Below are 19814 nucleotides of genomic sequence, written 5' to 3'. Positions count from 1 at the left end.
GAGAGATACCGATTGTCTGATTACAATAAGCAGGACTATATACATCAAGAATCGGACACATGGCCTTTATTCTTCCCGATCACCCTTTCGACCCCGACCAGCTGACGGGCAGCGTGATCGGCATCGCCTCCGCGCTCGGCTGGCACGACTCCGGCCTGCATCGGCATCAGCGCCACCAGCTGCTGTTCGCCCAATCAGGCTGCATGACCATGGCGCTGGCAGACAGGGTCTGCCTGCTCCCGCCGACGCGAGCGGCCTGGCTGCCGGCGGGCACGCCCCACAGGGTCCTGATGCGCGGAGTGGTGGCCTATCGTTCTCTCTACTTCACCCCGCACCCCGAGCTGCCGACCAGCATGGCGGTGCTGGGGGTCAATTCCCTGTTGCACGCCCTGATCGAACGGATGGCGCTCTGGCCGTGGGACCAGCCGCAAGAGGAGCAGCAGCGGACGCTGGCACTGTTCATGGAGGAGTTGGGGCAGGCACCCCGAGAGTCCTGGCAGCTGCCGTTGCCGTCAGACCCGCGTCTGGCGACCTGGCTGCAGAAGATAAAGCGGGGCGACACCCTGCCCCCTCGGCTCAACCGGCTGGCCGAGGAGGTGGGTGCCAGTGACAAGACCATAGGTCGCATCTTCATGAGAGAGACCGGCATGAACTACCAGGCCTGGCGCCAGCAGTGGCGACTGCTGCGAGCCATGGAGTTGCTGGCCGAAAGCGAACCCATCAGCCGGATTGCCGCTTCCCTGGAGTTTTCCAGCGACAGCGCCTTCATCAGCTTCTTCAAACAACACTCGGGGCAGACGCCCCTGCGTCACCTCAACTCTCGGGGTGAGTCGTCACGGCGGGGCTGACCTCCACCACCAGGGTATCCAGTGCCAATGGCTGGAGGTTGTGGATGGCATCCAGTACCACCTCCCGGGATGCCTGCTGCTGCTGGGCAAGCATCTCCTGCGCCAGCTTGGCGCTATCCAGCTCGGGCCTGGGGTTGTCGTTGGCCATGGCGTTCAGGCTCAGGCTGCTCAGTATCAGGGTCGCGATCAGGGTCTTCATCTGGCTTGCTCCGGTGTGGTTGAGATGACCAGAGAGTTATACCAATAGTCGTGCCAACTATATAAACATTTGATTTTGTTTAAATAAAATAAAAACAGATACCATTTGAGGCATCCCTTCCCATCTTGTTGGTTATTTTGAAACCCATTAGTGGTTATTTTTACCACATCCATTTTCCTGGGCCCGTTCCACGTGGAACGTCCCATGATTTTGATCGACACCCGCTTTTAAACTGAGCTATGGTGCTAGCTCCCCCGTAACTGACTCTGGATCTGTCACCGAATGGAATTCTCCTTGTTCGGCGAGAAGTTCACTCGCCACGCCGGTATTACCCAACTCATGGATGACCTCAATCAGGGGCTGCTCAATCCGGACGCCATCATGCTGGGAGGCGGCAATCCGGCCCCCATCCCCGCCATGCTGGAACGCTTTCAGACCGAGGCCAAGCAGCTGCTCGACAATGGCGAGCTGATCAAGGCCATGGCCAACTACGATGGCCCGCAAGGCAAGGACAGGTTCACCAAGGCGCTGGCCGCCCTGCTCAAGAGAGAGCTGGGCTGGGACATCTCGGCCCGCAACATAGCCCTGACCAACGGCAGCCAGAATGCCTTCTTCTATCTGTTCAACCTGCTGGCCGGCGAGTTCGCCGATGGCCGCAAGAAGAAGGTGCTCTTCCCCCTGGCCCCCGAATACATCGGCTATGCGGACTCGGCCCTGGCGGAGGATCACTTCGTCGCCTACAAGCCCACCATAGAGAAGCTGGCCGACGGCCAGTTCAAATACCATGTGGATTTCGAGAGCCTGGAGGTGGGTGACGACATCGGGGTGATCTGCGTCTCCCGCCCGACCAACCCCACAGGCAACGTGCTGACCGATGAAGAGATAGAGCATCTGGATCAGATCGCTCGCGACAAGGGGATCCCGCTGCTGCTCGACAACGCCTACGGCGTGCCCTTCCCCGGCATCATCTTCAGCGAGGCCAAGCCGTTCTGGAATGCCAACACCATACTCTGCATGAGCCTCTCCAAGCTGGGCCTGCCGGGCACCCGCTGCGGCATCGTCATCGCCGACGAGAAGATCATCCAGGCCATCACCAACCTGAGCGGCATCATCAACCTGGCACCGGGCAGCCTGGGGCCCGCCATCACCATCCCCATGATAGAGAGCGGCGAGATCATCGCCCTGAGCGAGCAGGTGGTGAAACCCTTCTACAAGCATAAGGCCGACTTCGCGGTCCAGCTGCTGCGAGAAGCCATTCCCGATCCACGCTTCCACATCCACAAGCCGGAAGGCGCTCTCTTCCTCTGGCTCTGGTTCGAAGGCCTGCCGATCCACTGCCAGGCGCTCTACGAGCGGCTGAAGGCGAAGAACCTGCTGATAGTGCCGGGTCATTACTTCTTCCCCGGCATCGACGACCCCGAGTGGCGCCACAGTCAGGAGTGCATCCGCCTCAACTACTCCCAGAGCGAGGAGCTGGTGCGGCGCGGCATCGCCATACTGGCGGACGAGATCAACGCCATTTACCGCGGCAGCTGACTCGCCTGCAGATAGAAGAAAGGCCTGCGATCGCAGGCCTTTCTCGTCTCTGGTGTCAGGCTCCCCGGCTTAACTCGGCAGCGCCAGCTGATCGGGTTTGCCGATGAGGATGGCGCGGGGCTTGAGTGCCTCCGGCAATTCGCGGGCGAGATCTATGGTCAGCAGACCATGCTCCAGTCTGGCCTCCTTCACCTCCACGTGCTGGCTCAGCTTGAAGGCGAGCTCGAAGTCACGCTCGGCAATCCCCTGATGGAGGAACTGACGCTCACCGGCCGCAGCGGCCTTGCGCCCCTTCACCTTGAGGGTGCCGTTTTCGGTCTCCAGCTCTAGCTCTTCGCGCTCGAAGCCAGCCACGGCAACCGTGATGCGGTAGCCGTCATGCTCCCGCTTTTCGATGTTGTAAGGGGGATAGGCCGCCGCCTTCTGGTCGAACAGGCCTTCCAGCTCGCGGGCCATCCGCTCGAAGCCGACGGCATTGGAAGAGAGGTGAGAAAAATCGAGGTTACGCATAATCCTATCCTTCTAGTAAGCAACAGGTTTGACTCTCCACAGGCCCGTCATCGGCACCCGGGAAGCAGGTAAAAACACTGAGAGTTCAGGCTGTCAGCCGTTGATCTCGATCTTGCGGGGCTTCATCGCCTCGGGCACTTCACGGGCCAGATCGATGTGCAGCAGACCATTCTTGAGATCGGCACCCTTCACCCGCACATAGTCGGCCAGCTGGAAGCGACGCTCGAAGCCGCGCTCGGCTATGCCCTGATAGAGATAGTGGCGCTCGGAGTCAGCCTGCTTGTTGCCCTTCACCGTCAGCAGATTTTCCTGGAAGCTCAGCTCCAGCTCTTCCTGGGTAAAGCCCGCCACCGCCATGCTGATGCGGTAGTCGTTGTCACCCAGCTGCTCGATGTTGTAGGGGGGATAACCGGCATTGCCATTGCTGGCCGCAGATTCGATGAGATTGGCCAGACGATCGAAACCAATGGCAGAACGATAGAGCGGAGAAAAGTCGATAGAACGCATAGTATTACCCTCTTGTGAGCGATAACGGATTGTTTGCCCTCCATATGGACGGGCGCCTGGTCGAAACCTCTGTCGAGCGTTCCGGCCTTGTTACCTATATAGGGGCTCACTTTTTCCTTTCAAGGGAAAAAATGAAAAGAAATTTTTGGTCGCCTGTCAGCGTCGAAAATGGCCCGATTGATATGATATTCGGCCCGCGGGCCACTCATCTCCTGATCCGCTGCGCGCCATACTGGTTGCGTCCCCCCACCAGAGACCGGAGCACACCATGCAAGTTACCCAGGTTCGCAATGCCACCCTGCTCATCCACTACGCCGGCACCCGCTTCCTGATCGATCCCATGCTGTCTGCCAAGGGCAGCCTCCCGGGGTTTGAGGGAACGGCCAACAACCAGCTGCGCAATCCGCTGGTCGAACTGCCCCTGCCCATGGCAGAGATCCTCGATGTGGATGCGGTGATAGTGACCCATGATCACCTCGACCACTGGGACCCGGTCGCTCAGCAGCAGATCCCCAAGCACCTCCCGCTGTTTGTGCAGCATCAGAAAGATGCCGACACCATAAGCGCCAGCGGCTTCAGGGATGTGCGCCTGCTGAGCGAGCAGGTCGAGTTTGCCGGGATCCGGTTGCAACAGACCGAGGGGCAACACGGCAACGATCAGGTCATGGCGGTGTTGGGCGAGCGACTGGGTGAGGTATCCGGAGTGGTCTTCTCCCACCCCGCAGAGAAGACCCTCTATCTGGCGGGTGACACCGTCTGGAACGCCCAGGTTAAACAAGCGCTGCAACAGCACCAGCCCGAGGTCGTCATCCTCAACTGTGGCGATGCCCAGGTGCCGGGGCTGGGTTCCATCATCATGGGCAAGGAGGATGTCGCCGCCGTCTATCAGGCAGCGCCACAGGCCACCCTGATTGCCAGCCACATGGAGGCGGTCAATCATGCCCTGCTGACAAGGCGCGAGCTGCGCGACTACCTCGGCAAACAGGGGATGGCAACGCGGGTGCTGGTGCCCGAGGATGGCGAGTCCATCGTCCTCTGATCGAGCGGGCCATGTGACCACATGGCCCTTCGGCTTTCTGTTGCCGCCCCTTATCATGGGGATCCGAGTGCAAAGGAGTCTGCTACTATGCCCAATCCCATCGTCGTCGCCGTCATCACCTTCGATCACTTCAGCCCCTTTCACTGCGCCGTGCCCTGCCTCATCTTCGGCGACACCATGATGCCTGGCGCCTCCCTGTTCGAACTCAGGCTCTGCGCCGGCGACACCACCCGCCAGCCCGGTTCCGCCCAGGGCTTTCGCATCGACGCAAGCCACGGGCTGGAGGGATTGATCGGGGCTGACATCGTCATCATCCCCTTCTGGCGCGATCCGGCCGAGCGACCGGCCCAGCCACTGCTCGATGCCCTGGTTGCCGCCCGAAGCAGGGGTGCCCAGCTAGTGGGGCTCTGTCTGGGCACCTATGTGCTGGCCTATGCCGGTCTGCTGGAGGGACGCAGGGCCTCGACCCATTGGGAGTTCGAGCAGGACTTCATGGGCCGCTTTCCCGCCGTGCGGCTCGATACCAATGCCCTCTACGTGGACGATGAGGGCCTGATCACCTCGGCCGGCACCGCCGCCGGGCTGGATTGCTGCCTCTACCTGGTGCGCGAGCACCATGGCAGCCGGATCGCCAACAAGCTGGCTAGGCGGCTGGTGGTGCCACCCCATAGAGAGGGGGGCCAGGCCCAGTTCATTGAGCAGCCGGTGCCCGCCTCCACCCGGGATGCCAGGATCAACCAGCTGTTCGATCACCTGCGTATGCACCTGGCCGAGCCTCACAACCTGGACGCACTGGCAGAGCACTGCCTGATGAGCCGGCGCACCTTCACCCGTCGCTTCCAGCAGGCGACCGGCCTCTCCGTCGGGGAGTGGCTGCTGGCCGAGCGTCTCAGGCGCAGTCAGGAGTTGCTGGAGACGAGCGGCCACTCCATGGATCGCATCGCCGAACTGGTAGGATTGAAGACGGCCGCCATACTGCGCCAGCATTTTCGCGCCCGTTTCGGTGTCTCTCCGAGTGAATGGCGCCGCTCTTTTCGTGGCCACAACGTCTGATGACGCCCCCTGTACCGGTTCAACCCGCTATGGCAGGCTAACCAGAAATACTCAGGAGTCATATCATGTCCCGTTCCGAACGCCTGCTGTCCCTGCTCCAGCTGCTGCGCGGCCACCGCTACGCCATCACAGGCTCTGAACTGGCCAGCCAGCTTGGCATCAGCCTGCGCACCCTCTATCGGGATATCGCCACCCTGCAGGCGCAAGGTGCCCATATCGAGGGAGAACCGGGTATCGGTTATGTGCTACGCCCCGGCTTCATGCTGCCGCCGCTGATGTTCAGCGAAGAGGAGCTGGATGCACTGGTGCTGGGGTCGCGCTGGGTGGTCGCGCACGGTGACGGAGCCTTGAGTGCATCGGCCAGCAGCGCACTAGCCAAGATAGAAGCCGTGTTGCCCGCCGACTATCGCCAGCAGCTCCAGAGCAATGCCCTGCTGATCGGCACCTCCCGCAGCGACAGCCTCACCGATGAAGCCCCGTTGCGCAGCGCCATCCGCCAGCAGCGCAAAGTGATCCTGAGCTATCGCGATCTCAAGGAAGATACTTCTGAGCGCACCGTCTGGCCCTTTGCTCTTGGCTACTTCGAGCAGGTGCGGGTACTGGTCGCCTGGTGCGAACTGCGTCAGGGCTTTCGCCACTTTCGGGTCGATCGCATCACCCGGATGCAGCCAGAAGAAAACCGCTATCCCAAAAGCAGGGAGAGCTTGCTGAAAGCGTGGCGCGCCACCCAGCAGATCCCGCAACCCAAATTCATTGCTGACAGAAACTGACAGCAGGTAGCGCCATGCTGACGGGGTCGGCGCAGATGCGCCCTCCCCAATCAAGGAGCATCACCATGTTGTTAGTCCCACCGTTCACCATTCTCTATGTTTCTAATCCGGCCCGCAGCGCCCGCATCTATCGCGAGCTTTTCGGTCGCCCACCGGTAGAGGAGTCCCCTACCTTTGTCATGTTCGTGTTCGAGTCGGGAGCAAAACTGGCTATCTGGTCCAGCGCTACCGTCGAGCCCGCCGTGACCCAGTGTGCTGGCGCCATGGAACTGGCCTTCCCGCTGCCCGATGAAGCCAGTGTCGATTCTGGCTTGGCCGAGTGTCAGGCTCGCGGCCTGACCATCATCCAGCAGCCGATCCGGATGGAGTTTGGCTATACCGGCATGGCACTTGATCCCGATGGCCATCGCCTGCGCCTCTACTGCCTGGCAGCAGAACCGGGCTGAGTCGGTGCTATCAACACCAAGGCGGTTTCATGTTTCACGTGGAACACGCCACTTTCCTCACGCACAGAAAACAAAAAGCCGCTCACAAGGAGCGGCTTTTTACTGTCTGACTGCGTCGATCAGACGTCGAGGTTGGCGACCCGCAGGGCGTTGGTCTCGATAAAGTCACGACGGGGTTCGACCGCATCACCCATCAGGGTGGAGAAGAGCTGGTCGGCGCCGACGGCGTCGTCTATGGTGACGCGCAGCATGCGACGGGCTTCCGGATCCATGGTGGTTTCCCACAGCTGATCCGGGTTCATCTCACCCAGCCCTTTATAGCGCTGGATGTAGATGCCACGCTTGCCTTCGCCCATCAGCCAGTCGACGGCTTCCACGAAGTTGGCCACAGGTTTGACCTTCTCGCCACGCTTGATGAAACCACCTTCCTCGATCAGGTTGGCGATCTCCTTGCCCAGGGAGACCAGCTGACGGTATTCACCGGACTGCAGGAAGTCGTAGCTGAGCGGGTATTCCCGGTCGACACCGTGCTGACGTACCACGGCGTGGGGCACGAACAGGCTGCGCTCTTCGTCACGACGTACCTGGATCTGGTACTGGATGCCGTGGTTGCTCTCGTTGAGCACGGCTTCCATCCCCTGGCACCAGGCCAGCAGATCGCTCTCGCTGGCCAGCAGGGTTTCGTTCAACTCAGGCTGATAGATCAGCTGGGTCAGCACGGCATCCGGGGCGCGGCGGGACATGCGGGTGATCAGGTGAGAGACGGCACGGTGCTGGTTGACCAGACGCTCCAGCGCCTCGCCACCGATAGCCGGGGCAGACTCGTTGACGTGCAGGGTAGCACCGTCCAGCGCCATGGAGGTCTGGTACTGCAGCAGTGCATCTTCGTCTTTCAGATACTGCTCCTGCTTGCCCTTCTTGACCTTGTAGAGCGGCGGCTGGGCGATGAAGACGTAGCCACGCTCGATGATCTCCGGCATCTGACGGTAGAAGAAGGTCAGCAGCAGGGTACGGATGTGCGCACCATCGACGTCCGCATCCGTCATGATGATGATGTTGTGGTAGCGCAGCTTGTCCGGGTTGTACTCGTCGCGACCTATGCCGCAGCCCAGCGCCGTGATCAGGGTACCCACCTCTTGCGAGGAGATCATCTTGTCGAAACGGGCCTTCTCCACGTTCAGGATCTTGCCCTTGAGCGGCAGGATGGCCTGGTTCTTGCGGTTGCGACCCTGCTTGGCGGAGCCGCCAGCAGAGTCCCCTTCCACTATGTAGAGTTCGGAGAGGGCCGGGTCTTTCTCCTGACAGTCCGCCAGCTTGCCAGGCAGACCGGCGATATCCAGGGCGCCCTTGCGGCGAGTCAGTTCGCGGGCCTTGCGGGCCGCTTCACGGGCACGGGCCGCATCGATGATCTTGTTGACCACTATCTTGGCGTCGCCCGGGTTTTCCAGCAGGAAGTCCGCCAGCTTCTCGCCCATCGCCTGTTCAACGGCGGTCTTCACTTCGGAAGAGACCAGCTTGTCCTTGGTCTGGGAGGAGAACTTAGGGTCAGGCACCTTGACGGAGATAACGGCAATCAGGCCTTCACGGACGTCGTCGCCACTGGCGGCAGACTTGGCCTTCTTGCTGTAGTCCTCTTTGTCCATGTAGGAGTTGAGGGTACGGGTCAGCGCGGTACGGAAGCCCACCAGGTGGGTGCCCCCATCCCGCTGCGGGATGTTGTTGGTGAAGCAGTAGACCCCTTCCTGATAGGCGTCGTTCCACTGCATCGCCACTTCGACGCCGATGCCATCCTGCTCTGTGGTGAAGTGAAACACCTTGGGATGGATCGGGGTCTTGTTCTGGTTCAGGTATTCGACGAAGGCCTTGATGCCGCCCTCGTAGCAGAAGTGAGCCTCGCGGCCATCCCGCTCGTCCATCAGGCGGATGGAGACACCGGAGTTCAGGAAAGAGAGCTCACGCAGACGCTTGGCCAGGATCTCGTAGTGATACAGGGTATCGGTAAAGATGGTCGGGCTCGGCCAGAAGCGCACTTCGGTACCGGTGCCCGTGCTGTCGCCAATCTGCTTGAGCGGTGCCTGCGGCTCACCCAGGTGATAGGTCTGCTCGTAGACGTGGCCGTTGCGACGTATGGTCAGCAGCAGCTTGTCAGAGAGGGCGTTCACCACTGAGACACCCACGCCGTGCAGGCCGCCGGATACCTTGTAGGAGTTGTCATCGAATTTGCCGCCGGCGTGCAGCACCGTCATGATGACTTCGGCGGCGGAGCGGCCCTCCTCCTCGTGCATGTCGACCGGAATACCCCGGCCGTTGTCACGGACGGAGACGGAACCGTCGGAATGGATCTTGACCTGAATATCGGAGCAGTAGCCAGCCAGAGCCTCGTCAATGGAGTTATCGACGACCTCGAACACCATGTGGTGCAGGCCCGAGCCATCATCCGTATCGCCGATATACATCCCCGGGCGCTTGCGGACCGCATCCAGGCCCTTCAGCACCTTGATATTCGAGGAGTCGTAAGTATTTTCACTCATAGCTTACTCTCTGCCTTCTCTAACGTTTCGGAGATCTTGCCTTGTTCCACGTGGAACAGCTTGCAGTCACTCGCATCCATCATGTCTGCGAGCTGACCGGTATCGATGGCGGTGATAAACACCTGGGACGCGCACTGCTTCAGCCTTGCGGCCAGCAGGCGACGTTTGTCGACATCCAGTTCAGAGGCAAAATCGTCAATTAAAAAAATACAGCCACGGCTGCTATGTTGATTCAAATAGAGCCCTTGAGCCAGTCGCATGGCACAGACCAGCAACTTCAACTGACCCCTGGACAAAATATCCTGAGCGGGTACCCCGTTCGCCTTGAGCCGCACATCCGCCTTCTGCGGACCGACCCCAGTGTACCCCAGCGAACGATCCCGCTCGAACCCCGCCTCCAGCAAGTCGCCGAGGGGAGTCTCTCTCTCCCAGCCCCGATAGAAACCGAGGCTGATGTCGAATTCCGGCAGAAAATCCGCCGTCATCTCCTTGATCAGGGGGGTAATGGCCTGACAATAACTGGCGCGAAACTCCGCCAGCTCACCCCCTAGCCGCACCAGCTCCTGATCCCAGAATGCCAGCTGGCGATACTGGCTGCTCTGGCGCAGCAGCGCATTGCGCTGTTTCAGCAGACGCCGCACCCGCCCCCACAGGGAGAAGAAGGTCGGCTCCTGATGAAAGACACCCCAGTCCAGCCAGGCCCGGCGAGCCTGAGGCCCGCCGGTCAGCAGGTTGAAACCATCGGGATGGATCAACTGCACCGGCAACAGCTCGGCCAGATCGGCCAATCGCTGTGCCTGGGCCCCGGCGATCTTGAGCTGGGTCTCGCCCCCCTTGTCCTTGGCAAGCCCGATGGGCACCTGACGCCCTTCCAGCTCGCACTGGGCAAACAGGGTAAACGCCCTCTCCCCCTGGCGGATGACCCGCCCGGTCAGGTGAGTACGAAAAGAACGACCGAGACCGAGGTAATGGATGGCTTCCAGCACGCTGGTCTTGCCGCTGCCATTGCACCCGACCAGGATATTGAGGCCGGGGGACAGCGCGAGACTGGCGTGCTGGATGTTGCGAAAGTCGCTGAGCTGGAGTTTGACCAGGGACACGACTAGATCCGCATCGGCATCACCACATACTGGGCATCTTGGCTGTCAAAATCCTCAATAATGGCACTGCTGATGGAATCGCTCAGGCTGATCCGGATTTGGTCACATTTTAACGTATTCAGCACGTCCAGCACATAGGAGACGTTGAAGCCGATCTCCATCTCGCCAGCGGCATATTGTACGTCAAGCAGCTCCTCGGCTTCTTCCTGTTCCGGGTTGTTGGCGGTGATGCGCAGCAGGTTTTCCTGCAGATTGAGACGCACCCCACGGAATTTCTCGTTGGAGAGGATGGCGGCGCGGGCGAACGCCTGGCGCAGATCCTCACGACCGGCGATCAGCGCCTTGTCGCTCCCCCGGGGAATGACACGACGCCAGTCCGGGAAGCGGCCATCCACCAGCTTGGAGGTGAAGATGAAGCCATCCAGGGCGGCACGCAGGTTGCTGCGACCGACCTGCAACCGCACCGGCTTGTCTTCCGCCTCCAAGAGGCGCACCAGCTCCAGCACGCCCTTGCGAGGCAGGATGACCTGATGATCGGGCAGCGATTCCCCGACCACTTCGCGGCGACAGGTGGCCAGGCGGTGACCATCGGTGGCGACGGTGCGCAGGCCATGGCCCTCGCTCTCGAACAGCATGCCGTTCAGGTAGTAACGCACATCCTGGCTGGCCATGGAGAACTGGGTCGCATCGATCAGCTTCTTCAGCTCCAGCTGGCTGATGTCGAACTCGAGCACGGATTCCCAGTCCTCGATGTTCGGGTACTCGGTCGCCGGCAGGGTCGAGAGATTGAAGCGGGAACGACCGGAGCGGATGATGAGGCGCTCCCCTTCGGTGTTGAGACGGATATCCGCCCCTTCCGGCAGGCCGCGGCAGATATCCAGCAACTTGCGCGCCGGCACTGTGGTGCGCCCATCCTGGCTGTCGCTGCTGAGATAGACCTGGCCTATCATCTCCACCTCGAGATCTGTCCCGGTCAGCGACAGCAGGCCATTGCTGACATCGAGCAGGACGTTGCCGAGGATGGGCAGGGTCGGCCGGCCACCCAGGGCACCGGACACCAGTTGCAGAGGACGTAACAGGGCCTCACGGCTAATTTCGAGCTGCATCTGTGCTCTCCGTTGTGATTAGGAGGAAAATTTTCGGATCAGGTTGGAATATTCGAGCCCCATCTGTCCACTCCGTTCCGTTATCAGGAAGAAAGGGTACGGATCAGGTTGGAATAGTCTTCCTTGATGTCGTGACTCTCCTCCTTCAGCTGCTCGATCTTGCGGCAGGCATGAAGAACGGTGGTGTGGTCACGGCCACCAAAGGCATCCCCTATCTCCGGTAAACTGTGGTTGGTCAGCTCCTTGGCCAGGGCCATCGCCAGCTGACGCGGGCGGGCAACGGAGCGGGAGCGACGCTTGGACAGCAGATCCGCCAGCTTGATCTTGTAGTACTCCGCCACCGTCTTCTGGATGTTGTCTATGGTGACCAGCTTCTCCTGCAAGGCCAGCAGGTCGCGCAGCGCCTCACGCACGAAGTCGATGTTGATGGCACGGCCGGTGAAGTTGGCGTTGGCGATCACCCGGTTGAGGGCGCCTTCCAGTTCACGGACGTTGGAGCGCAGACGCTTGGCGATGAAGAAGGCCACTTCGTCCGGCAGATGGATCTGGTTCTCGTCCGCCTTGCGCATCAGGATGGCGACACGGGTCTCCAGCTCGGGCGGTTCGATCGCCACCGTCAGGCCCCAGCCGAAACGGGATTTGAGGCGATCCTCCACCCCGTTGATCTCCTTCGGATAGCGATCCGAGGTCAGGATGATCTGCTGGTTACCCTCGAGCAAGGCATTGAAGGTATGGAAGAACTCCTCCTGGGAGCGCTCCTTGTTGGCGAAAAACTGGATGTCATCGATGAGCAGGGCATCGACGCTACGGTAATAACGCTTGAACTCTTCAATGGCGTTATTCTGCAGCGCCTTCACCATGTCCTGAACGAAACGCTCGGAGTGCATGTAGATGACTTTAGCGTCTTTCTTGCGATCCTTGATGGCGTTGCCGACGGCGTGCAGCAGGTGGGTCTTGCCCAGACCCGTGCCGCCGTAGAGGAACAGCGGGTTGTATGCGCCACCCGGATTGTCAGCCACCTGACGGGCCGCCGCACGAGCCAACTGGTTGGACTTACCTTCGACGAAATTCTCGAAGGTATAGTTCACGTTGGTGTTGCTCTTGTGGTTCGGCTCGGGCTTGGCTTCCGCCTTGCTTTCCCAACTCTTGTGAGAGTTATTCACAGGATCGACACCGCGCGCCGGCGCTCTGGCGACCGCGACGGGATGGGGACGATTACCGATGTCAAAGCGCAGGGTGGGAGCATCGGCTCCGCACAGCTCGTTGATGATGCCATTGACCCGGAGCAGGTACTTGTCGCGTACCCAGTCCAGAACGAAGCGATTCGGTGCATACAGGGTCAGAGTATTGTCACTCAACTCCGCTTGAAGCGGCCGGATCCACATGCTGAATTCTGCCGAGGGCAACTCATCTTGCAGCCGGTTAAGGCACTGCTGCCATAGCGAAGCAGTCACTCTAGACTCCCGTCAATTGATTAAGTAAAGACCGGCTATTCTACGTTTTTAGTGGCTGGATCTCCAGTTGCCGCCGCACGGATCCAGCAAATAAGATCCTTGACTTTCAAGGATCCAACGCCCCAGGATCTGATTTCATCCCCAAAGTTACCCACAGCCACCGACCGGTGATGTGGACAGAATGAGAGCCTGCTGCTGCGGTTATTTTATATAACCAAATATCATTTATTCTTTATATTTTATTCCAATAACATCAGCGCCAACCCGTGATTACAACTAAAAATACAGAACTACAGAGAGAGGAATCCCCATGAAGACCACCATCAAGCTGATTTCCGGCGCCGCCATTCTGCTGGCCAGCCTGTCCGGCCAGGCCATCGCCCAGGAAACCATCAAGGTCGGCATGTCCGGCAAGTATTTCCCGTTCACCTTCGTCAAGCAGGACAAGCTGCAGGGCTTCGAGGTGGACATGTGGAACCAGATCGGTGAGCGCACCGGTTACAAGGTCGAGTTCGTCACCGCCAGCTTCTCCGGCCTGTTCGGCATGCTGGAAACCGGTCGCGTCGATACCATCTCCAACCAGATCACCATCACCGACGAGCGCAAGGCCAAGTACGCCTTCTCCCAGCCCTACGTCTATGACGGCGCCCAGATAGTGGTGCGCAAGGGCAACAGCACCATCCACGGTCTCAAGGATCTGGAAGGCAAGACGGTCGCGGTGAACCTGGGCTCCAACTTCGAAGAGCTGCTGCGCAAGAACGACCCGAACAAGAAGATCGACATCCGCACCTATGACTCCAGCTTCGAGCAGGATGTCGCCCTGGGTCGCATCGATGCCTTCGTGATGGACCGCGTCTCCACCGCCCAGCTGATCAAGGAATCCAAGCTGCCGCTGCAACAGGCAGGAGCACCGTTCGAGACTATCGAGAACGCCCTGCCCTTCCTGAAGACCCCGGAAAAACAGGCCGTGCTGAAGAAGGTCGACGAGGCGCTGACCGCCATGCGTAAAGACGGCTCCCTGACCAAGATCTCGGAAAAATGGTTCGCAGCGGACATCACCAGCAAATAAATGATGGAATTTGATCTCGAGTACACGCTAGGGCTGTTTCCCATCCTGCTCAAATACCTGGGCACCACGATGGAGATGGCCCTGTGGGGATTCGTATTGGCACTCGTACTGTCGCTGGCCCTGGCGATAGTACGGGTGTTTCGCGTTCCCGCAATTCACTGGCTGGCGATGCTGTATATCTCGTTCTTCCGGGGGACTCCCCTGCTCGTCCAGCTGTTCCTGCTCTACTACGGGCTGCCGCAACTGTTCCCTGTCTTCGTGGGGATGGATGCCTTTACCGCCGCCATCATAGGGCTGACCCTGCACTTCGCCGCCTACATGGCCGAGTCGATCCGGGCCGCCATTCTCGGCATCCACAAGAGCCAGATGGAAGCTGCCCTCAGCATCGGCATGAGTCGATATCAGGCGATGCGGCGGATCATACTGCCGCAGGCGGCCCGCATCGCGACGCCGTCCCTGATGAACTACTTCATCGACATGATCAAGAGCACCTCGCTGGCGTTTACCCTGGGGGTGGCCGAGATCATGGGCAAGGCACAGATGGAGGCCTCCTCCTCCTTCAAGTTCTTCGAGAGCTTCATGGCGGTGGCCCTGGTCTACTGGGTGGTGGTCATCTTCTTCACCCGCTTGCAGCACCTGCTGGAAGTACGCCTCAATCGTGCTTACTAAGAGGATGCCAGCGATGATGAGCACGCCATTACCCACTTGCGGCACAGGCTGGAAGTACCTCTCAACAGCCGCGCCCATTGAAGGAGACCTGTCATGATCAAGTTAACGGGTCTTTCCAAGGCCTATGACGGCAATCAGGTATTGAACGGCATCGATCTGGAGGTAAAGAAGGGTGACATTGTCGTCATCATCGGTCCCTCCGGCACCGGCAAGTCGACCCTGCTGCGCTGCCTCAACCTGCTGGAGACCCCGGATGCAGGCACCCTTGCCATCGATGATCTGCAGCTGGATCTGGCCCGTGCCAGCGAGCAGCAGGCCATAGAGCTGCGCAAGCGCGCCTCCTTCGTGTTCCAGAACTACGCCCTGTTTGCCAACAAGACGGCGCTGGACAACATCGCCGAGGGGCTGATCACCGTCTGGAAACAGCCAAAGGCGGAGGCCCGTGCCACCGCCCTTGGCATCCTCAAGGACATAGGTCTCGCCGACAAGCAGGATGCCTACCCGGCGTCCCTCTCCGGTGGCCAGCAGCAGCGGGTCGGCATAGGCCGCGCCATGGCGGCCCACTCCAAGGTCATCCTGTTTGACGAGCCCACCTCGGCCCTGGATCCGGAATGGGTCGACGAGGTGCTGGGGCTGATGAAGGAGCTCGCCCGCCAGCACCAGACCATGGTGGTGGTGACCCACGAGATCGAGTTTGCCCGTGATGTCGCCGACCGGGTGATCTTCATGGAAGGGGGCCGGATCGTCGAACAGGGCCCGCCGGATCAGATATTGGTCGATCCGCAGGATCCCCGTACCCGGGAGTTCCTGCGCAAAGTCCTTAAATAGCTCTCTCTTTGGCGGCCTGGCCGCCTTTTTTCTTGGTGGATCCTTGTTTAACCCGGGGTTGCCAGTATAATTCGGGGCCCTTGATCCTCTGGATCCTGCCAGCTTCTCCTGCTTATTGTTGAGCCAGAAGAAGATGAGAGGGAACGGCGGATTGACGAGAAGCCGAACTCTGTTTAGAATTCGGCCTCTTTTGCTAGTCGTCACACGCTATAGCTGGCGCGTCGGCTAAGTGTGACAATCAAAACTGTACAGAAATACGGAATCGAATCATGAAACGTACTTTTCAACCGTCCAACCTGAAGCGCAAGCGCTCTCACGGTTTCCGCGCTCGCATGGCTACTGCCAACGGCCGCAAAGTTCTGGCCGCTCGTCGTGCCAAGGGTCGTGCCCGCCTGGTAGTCTAATGCCTACCCAGCACACCTTCTCTCGGGAGTTACGTCTGTTAACTCCCGAACACTTCAAACGCGTTTTCGCCGAGCCTGTCCGGGCCGCTTCTCCGCAAATTACGCTTCTTGCTTGCCCCAATTCCCTCGAACACCCCCGTCTTGGCCTAGCTGTGCCCAAAAAAGCACTCAAGCGTGCCGTCTGGCGTAACCGTGTCAAACGAGTGGTACGGGAGAGCTTCCGTCTCAATCAGGCCAATCTGCCCGCTATCGACATCGTCGTCATAGCCAAGGGTGGCGTAAAGGAGATGGATAACGAAGAGCTGTTCAAGTTACTGGAAAAGCTATGGCGCACTCTGTCACGCCGTTGCAATGGGTAGCTATCAAACTGATACGCCTGTATCAGCTAATCATTAGTCCCCTGCTCGGGCCGCGCTGCCGTTTCACCCCGACTTGTTCCCAATTTGCGATAGAAGCAATCCGACTTCACGGTTTCATAAAAGGCGTTTGGTTAGCCAGCAAACGTCTATTAAAATGCCATCCCTTATCCGAGGGTGGTTATGACCCGGTTCCGCAACCAAAGCGAAGAAACTGAAGACTATGGAATCACAACGCAATTTACTCCTGATCGGTTTGCTGTTCGTGAGCTTCTTGCTCTGGCAACAGTGGGAGTCCGACAAGGCTCCGAAGCCGGCCCCGACTACCGTGGCCCAAACCGAACATTTCGTACCTGAAGCCGGTCAGACCGGTGATATTCCTCAGGTTTCCGAGCAAGCCAACGCCACTACCGCACGCAAGCTGATCACCGTCTCCTCCGACGTGCTCAAGCTGACCCTGGATACCCAGGGCGGTGACATCGTCTCTGCCGAACTGCTGGCCCACAAGCTGGAAGAAGGCAAGGAACAGCCGTTCACCCTGCTGACCAGCCAGCCTGCGCACCTCTATGTTGCCCAGAGTGGTCTGGTGGGTCGCAACGGTCCTGACAGCCAGCCCCAGGGTCGTCCCACCTACGAAGCCGCCCAGACCAGCTACCAGCTGGCCGATGGTCAGGATCAAGTCGTCGTGCCGATGACCTGGACCGACAGCAAGGGCGTGGTCTTCACCAAGGAGTTCGTGCTCAAGCGCGGTGACTACGCCATCGGCGTCGATTACAAGATCGACAACAAGTCTGCCGAGCCGGTTCAGGTGCAGTTCTACGGTCAGCTGAAGCAGACCGTGACCACGCCGAAGGACCAGGAAGGCCATGCCATGGTGGCCAGCGCCTACCGTGGTGGTGCCTTCTCCAGCGAAGATACCCGCTACAAGAAGTACACCTTCGACGAGATGAAGGATGCCGACCTGAACAAGACCACCAAGGGTGGTTGGGTCGCCATGCTGCAACACTACTTCGTCTCCGCCTGGGCACCGAACGCCGAGGACACCAACAGCTTCTACAGCCGCGTGATCCCGGGTAAAGACCAGGCCATCATCGGCTACAAGGCGCCGCTGGTTGACGTGGCTGCCGGTCAGCAGGCCGAAGTGAGCGGCAAGCTGTGGGTCGGTCCCAAGCTGCAGGATCAGATGGCCAAGGTGGCAAACCACCTGGACCTGACCGTCGACTACGGCTGGTTGTGGTTCATCGCCCAGCCGCTGCACTGGCTGCTGACCGTGTTCCACGGTTTCGTCCAGAACTGGGGCCTGGCCATCATCATGCTGACCCTGCTGGTACGCGGCATCATGTTCCCGCTGACCAAGGCCCAGTACACCTCCATGGCCAAGATGCGCATGCTGCAACCCAAGCTGGCTGCGCTCAAGGAACGCTTCGGTGACGATCGCCAGAAGATGTCCCAAGGCATGATGGAGCTGTACAAGAAGGAGAAGGTCAACCCGCTCGGTGGCTGTCTGCCGATCCTGGTGCAGATGCCCATCTTCATCGCCCTCTACTGGGCACTGATGGAGTCTGTCGAGCTGCGTCACGCGCCGTTCGCCCTGTGGATCACCGACCTGTCGGTGAAGGACCCCTTCTTCGTGCTGCCGATCCTCATGGGTGCCTCCATGTGGTATCTGCAGAAGATGAGCCCGACCACCATCACGGACCCGATGCAGCAGAAGGTGATGCAGTTCATGCCGATCATCTTCACCTTCATGTTCCTCTGGTTCCCGGCAGGTCTGACCCTGTACTGGCTGGTGAGCAACGTCATCTCCATCATCCAGCAGACCATCATCTATCGTCAGCTGGAGAAGAAAGGCCTGCACTCACGCACTTGATGCGCAGCCCATCTTCCCTGATGACAAAAGAGGCGGCCTTCGGGCCGCCTTTTTTATTACAATGTCCCCCAATTACCGAACAGACGAGTCAAGCAAGATGACAACAGATACGATCGTGGCCCAGGCCACCGCCCCCGGCCGGGGTGGCGTCGGCATAGTCCGCGTCTCAGGCCCCGCCGCCGAACGAGTCGCCGAAATCGTGCTCGGTCGGCTGCCCAGGGTGCGCTATGCCGAATATCTGCCGTTCAAGGACGAGCAGGGCCAGCCTCTGGATCAGGGCATAGCCCTGCTGTTCAAGGCCCCCAACAGCTTCACCGGCGAGGATGTGCTGGAGCTGCAGGGCCACGGTGGTCCCGTCATCCTGGACATGCTGATACACCGCATCCTGCAAATCGAGGGCATCCGCCCCGCCCGCCCCGGCGAGTTCAGCGAACGCGCCTTCCTCAACGACAAGCTGGATCTGGCCCAGGCAGAGGCCATCGCCGATCTGATCGAAGCCTCCAGCGAACAGGCCGCCCGCAGCGCCATGCACTCCCTGCAGGGGCAGTTCTCCGGCAAGATCCAGCAACTTGTGGAGAGTCTCACCCGGCTGCGCATCTATGTGGAAGCTGCCATCGACTTCCCGGACGAGGAGATCGACTTCCTCTCAGACGGCAAGGTGGCGGGTGACCTCTACGCCATCATGGCGGAGCTCGACGACGTGCGCGGCGAGGCCAAGCAGGGGGCCCTGCTGCGGGAAGGGATGAAGGTGGTGATCGCCGGCCGTCCCAACGCCGGCAAATCCAGCCTGCTCAACGCCCTGGCGGGCCGCGAATCCGCCATCGTCACCGAAATCGCCGGCACCACCCGCGACGTGTTGCGCGAACACATCCACCTGGACGGCATGCCGCTGCACATCATAGACACCGCCGGCCTGCGCGATACCCAGGACAAGGTGGAGCAGATCGGCATCGAGCGTGCCTGGGCCGAAATAGAGCAGGCCGATCGGGTGCTCTTCATGGTGGATGGCACCACCACGGATGCGGTCGACCCACGGGAGATCTGGCCGGAATTTGTTGATCGGTTGCCAAAAAAGATCGGCCTCACCGTGGTGCGCAACAAGGCCGACCTGACCGGCGAGGATCTGGCACCTAGCCAGGAACTGGGCCACGCCGTATACCGCATCTCAGCCAAGACCGAGCTGGGGCTGCCCGCCCTGCGCGAGCACCTGAAGGCCTGCATGGGCTTCCAGGGCAACACCGAGGGGGGCTTCATGGCTCGCCGCCGCCACCTGGACGCCCTGGAGCGCGCCGCCGAGCGGCTGCTGGTGGCCAGGGAGCAGCTCGAGGTCTTCGTGGCCGGCGAGCTGGTGGCCGAGGAGCTGCGCCTGGCGCAGGAGTCCCTCTCCGAGATCACCGGCGAGTTCAGCTCCGACGATCTGCTGGGGCGCATCTTCTCCAGCTTCTGCATCGGCAAATAAACCTGCACGACAGACAATGAAAAGCCCGGGATAATCCCGGGCTTTTTTTGTGCATTTTTT

21 protein-coding genes are annotated in these 19814 nt (G+C 60.1%); 14 read left to right on the top strand and 7 right to left on the bottom strand.

What is annotated here, in order from left to right:
- Positions 1 to 59: 59 nt before the first annotated feature.
- Positions 60 to 848, top strand: coding sequence for an AraC family transcriptional regulator (locus tag AC3WR3_RS17670; protein WP_492292608.1), 789 nt, complete (start codon positions 60 to 62; stop codon positions 846 to 848).
- On the opposite strand, the gene AC3WR3_RS17665 is transcribed toward AC3WR3_RS17670, so the two are convergent.
- Positions 814 to 1047 (bottom strand): hypothetical protein, encoded by a 234-nt coding sequence (locus AC3WR3_RS17665; RefSeq protein ID WP_319914244.1) that lies wholly within the window; start codon positions 1045 to 1047, stop codon positions 814 to 816. The genes AC3WR3_RS17670 and AC3WR3_RS17665 overlap by 35 nt on opposite strands.
- A 282-nt stretch (positions 1048 to 1329) precedes the next feature.
- Here AC3WR3_RS17665 and AC3WR3_RS17660 point away from each other — a divergent pair, with 282 nt between their 5' ends.
- Complete coding sequence (locus tag AC3WR3_RS17660; protein ID WP_492292606.1) at positions 1330 to 2583, top strand: valine--pyruvate transaminase; 1254 nt, start codon at positions 1330 to 1332, stop codon at positions 2581 to 2583.
- A 69-nt stretch (positions 2584 to 2652) separates the two neighbouring features.
- Here AC3WR3_RS17660 and AC3WR3_RS17655 read toward each other — a convergent pair whose 3' ends face one another.
- Positions 2653 to 3093, bottom strand: coding sequence for an Hsp20 family protein (locus AC3WR3_RS17655; RefSeq protein ID WP_492292604.1), 441 nt, complete (start codon positions 3091 to 3093; stop codon positions 2653 to 2655).
- 93 nt (positions 3094 to 3186) lie between these two features.
- A complete protein-coding gene (locus tag AC3WR3_RS17650; protein ID WP_042000332.1) occupies positions 3187 to 3600 on the bottom strand; it encodes an Hsp20 family protein in 414 nt (137 codons plus the stop codon).
- Positions 3601 to 3868: 268 nt separating this feature from the next.
- On the opposite strand from AC3WR3_RS17650, the gene AC3WR3_RS17645 reads away from it, so the two are divergent.
- The 4 genes from AC3WR3_RS17645 to AC3WR3_RS17630 all read left to right on the top strand — a co-directional run bounded on the left by AC3WR3_RS17645 (position 3869) and on the right by AC3WR3_RS17630 (position 6908).
- A complete protein-coding gene (locus AC3WR3_RS17645; RefSeq protein WP_427229622.1) occupies positions 3869 to 4639 on the top strand; it encodes an MBL fold metallo-hydrolase in 771 nt (256 codons plus the stop codon).
- A gap of 87 nt (positions 4640 to 4726) precedes the next feature.
- Positions 4727 to 5692, top strand: a complete 966-nt coding sequence (locus AC3WR3_RS17640) for a GlxA family transcriptional regulator (protein ID WP_492292601.1) — start codon at positions 4727 to 4729, stop codon at positions 5690 to 5692.
- A gap of 65 nt (positions 5693 to 5757) precedes the next feature.
- On the top strand, positions 5758 to 6462 hold the full coding sequence (locus AC3WR3_RS17635) for a helix-turn-helix transcriptional regulator (protein WP_492292599.1): 705 nt from the start codon (positions 5758 to 5760) through the stop codon (positions 6460 to 6462).
- A 68-nt stretch (positions 6463 to 6530) separates the two neighbouring features.
- Entirely contained in the window at positions 6531 to 6908 is a 378-nt protein-coding gene (locus tag AC3WR3_RS17630) for a VOC family protein (protein ID WP_492292653.1), read from the top strand.
- Between the two features lie 119 nt (positions 6909 to 7027).
- On the opposite strand, the gene gyrB is transcribed toward AC3WR3_RS17630, so the two are convergent.
- The 4 genes from gyrB to dnaA form a co-directional block, all read right to left on the bottom strand.
- Entirely contained in the window at positions 7028 to 9439 is a 2412-nt protein-coding gene (gyrB, locus tag AC3WR3_RS17625) for a DNA topoisomerase (ATP-hydrolyzing) subunit B (protein ID WP_139437127.1), read from the bottom strand.
- The gene (recF, locus tag AC3WR3_RS17620) at positions 9436 to 10539 is read right to left on the bottom strand and encodes a DNA replication/repair protein RecF (protein WP_005326309.1); all 1104 of its coding nucleotides are present in this window, start codon (positions 10537 to 10539) and stop codon (positions 9436 to 9438) included. Before recF ends, gyrB begins: the two co-directional genes overlap by 4 nt.
- Before the next feature lie 2 nt (positions 10540 to 10541).
- On the bottom strand, positions 10542 to 11645 hold the full coding sequence (gene dnaN, locus AC3WR3_RS17615) for a DNA polymerase III subunit beta (RefSeq protein WP_005326306.1): 1104 nt from the start codon (positions 11643 to 11645) through the stop codon (positions 10542 to 10544).
- An 83-nt stretch (positions 11646 to 11728) separates the two neighbouring features.
- Positions 11729 to 13099, bottom strand: coding sequence for a chromosomal replication initiator protein DnaA (dnaA, locus tag AC3WR3_RS17610; protein ID WP_492292596.1), 1371 nt, complete (start codon positions 13097 to 13099; stop codon positions 11729 to 11731).
- Positions 13100 to 13409: 310 nt separating this feature from the next.
- Here dnaA and AC3WR3_RS17605 point away from each other — a divergent pair, with 310 nt between their 5' ends.
- The 8 genes from AC3WR3_RS17605 (at position 13410) to mnmE (ending at position 19754) form a co-directional block, all read left to right on the top strand.
- Positions 13410 to 14168, top strand: coding sequence for an amino acid ABC transporter substrate-binding protein (locus AC3WR3_RS17605; RefSeq protein WP_042650677.1), 759 nt, complete (start codon positions 13410 to 13412; stop codon positions 14166 to 14168).
- A complete protein-coding gene (locus AC3WR3_RS17600) occupies positions 14169 to 14837 on the top strand; it encodes an amino acid ABC transporter permease (RefSeq protein WP_139437129.1) in 669 nt (222 codons plus the stop codon).
- A gap of 93 nt (positions 14838 to 14930) precedes the next feature.
- Positions 14931 to 15665, top strand: a complete 735-nt coding sequence (locus tag AC3WR3_RS17595; protein WP_139437132.1) for an amino acid ABC transporter ATP-binding protein — start codon at positions 14931 to 14933, stop codon at positions 15663 to 15665.
- A 269-nt stretch (positions 15666 to 15934) separates the two neighbouring features.
- On the top strand, positions 15935 to 16069 hold the full coding sequence (gene rpmH, locus AC3WR3_RS17590) for a 50S ribosomal protein L34 (protein ID WP_005307156.1): 135 nt from the start codon (positions 15935 to 15937) through the stop codon (positions 16067 to 16069).
- Positions 16069 to 16428 (top strand): ribonuclease P protein component, encoded by a 360-nt coding sequence (gene rnpA, locus AC3WR3_RS17585; protein ID WP_025328882.1) that lies wholly within the window; start codon positions 16069 to 16071, stop codon positions 16426 to 16428. Before rpmH ends, rnpA begins: the two co-directional genes overlap by 1 nt.
- Positions 16395 to 16643 carry a membrane protein insertion efficiency factor YidD gene (gene yidD, locus AC3WR3_RS17580; protein ID WP_010672280.1) on the top strand — a complete coding sequence of 83 codons (249 nt, stop codon included), beginning with the start codon at positions 16395 to 16397 and terminating at the stop codon, positions 16641 to 16643. The genes rnpA and yidD overlap by 34 nt, the downstream gene beginning before the upstream one ends.
- A gap of 5 nt (positions 16644 to 16648) precedes the next feature.
- The gene (yidC, locus tag AC3WR3_RS17575; protein ID WP_139437134.1) at positions 16649 to 18295 is read left to right on the top strand and encodes a membrane protein insertase YidC; all 1647 of its coding nucleotides are present in this window, start codon (positions 16649 to 16651) and stop codon (positions 18293 to 18295) included.
- Between the two features lie 97 nt (positions 18296 to 18392).
- Positions 18393 to 19754, top strand: coding sequence for a tRNA uridine-5-carboxymethylaminomethyl(34) synthesis GTPase MnmE (gene mnmE, locus AC3WR3_RS17570; RefSeq protein ID WP_492292592.1), 1362 nt, complete (start codon positions 18393 to 18395; stop codon positions 19752 to 19754).
- Positions 19755 to 19814: the final 60 nt, after the last annotated feature.

The organism is Aeromonas sp. EU05-FHT14A05 (assembly GCF_058791175.1).
This window is presented reverse-complemented; position numbering and strand designations above follow the sequence as displayed.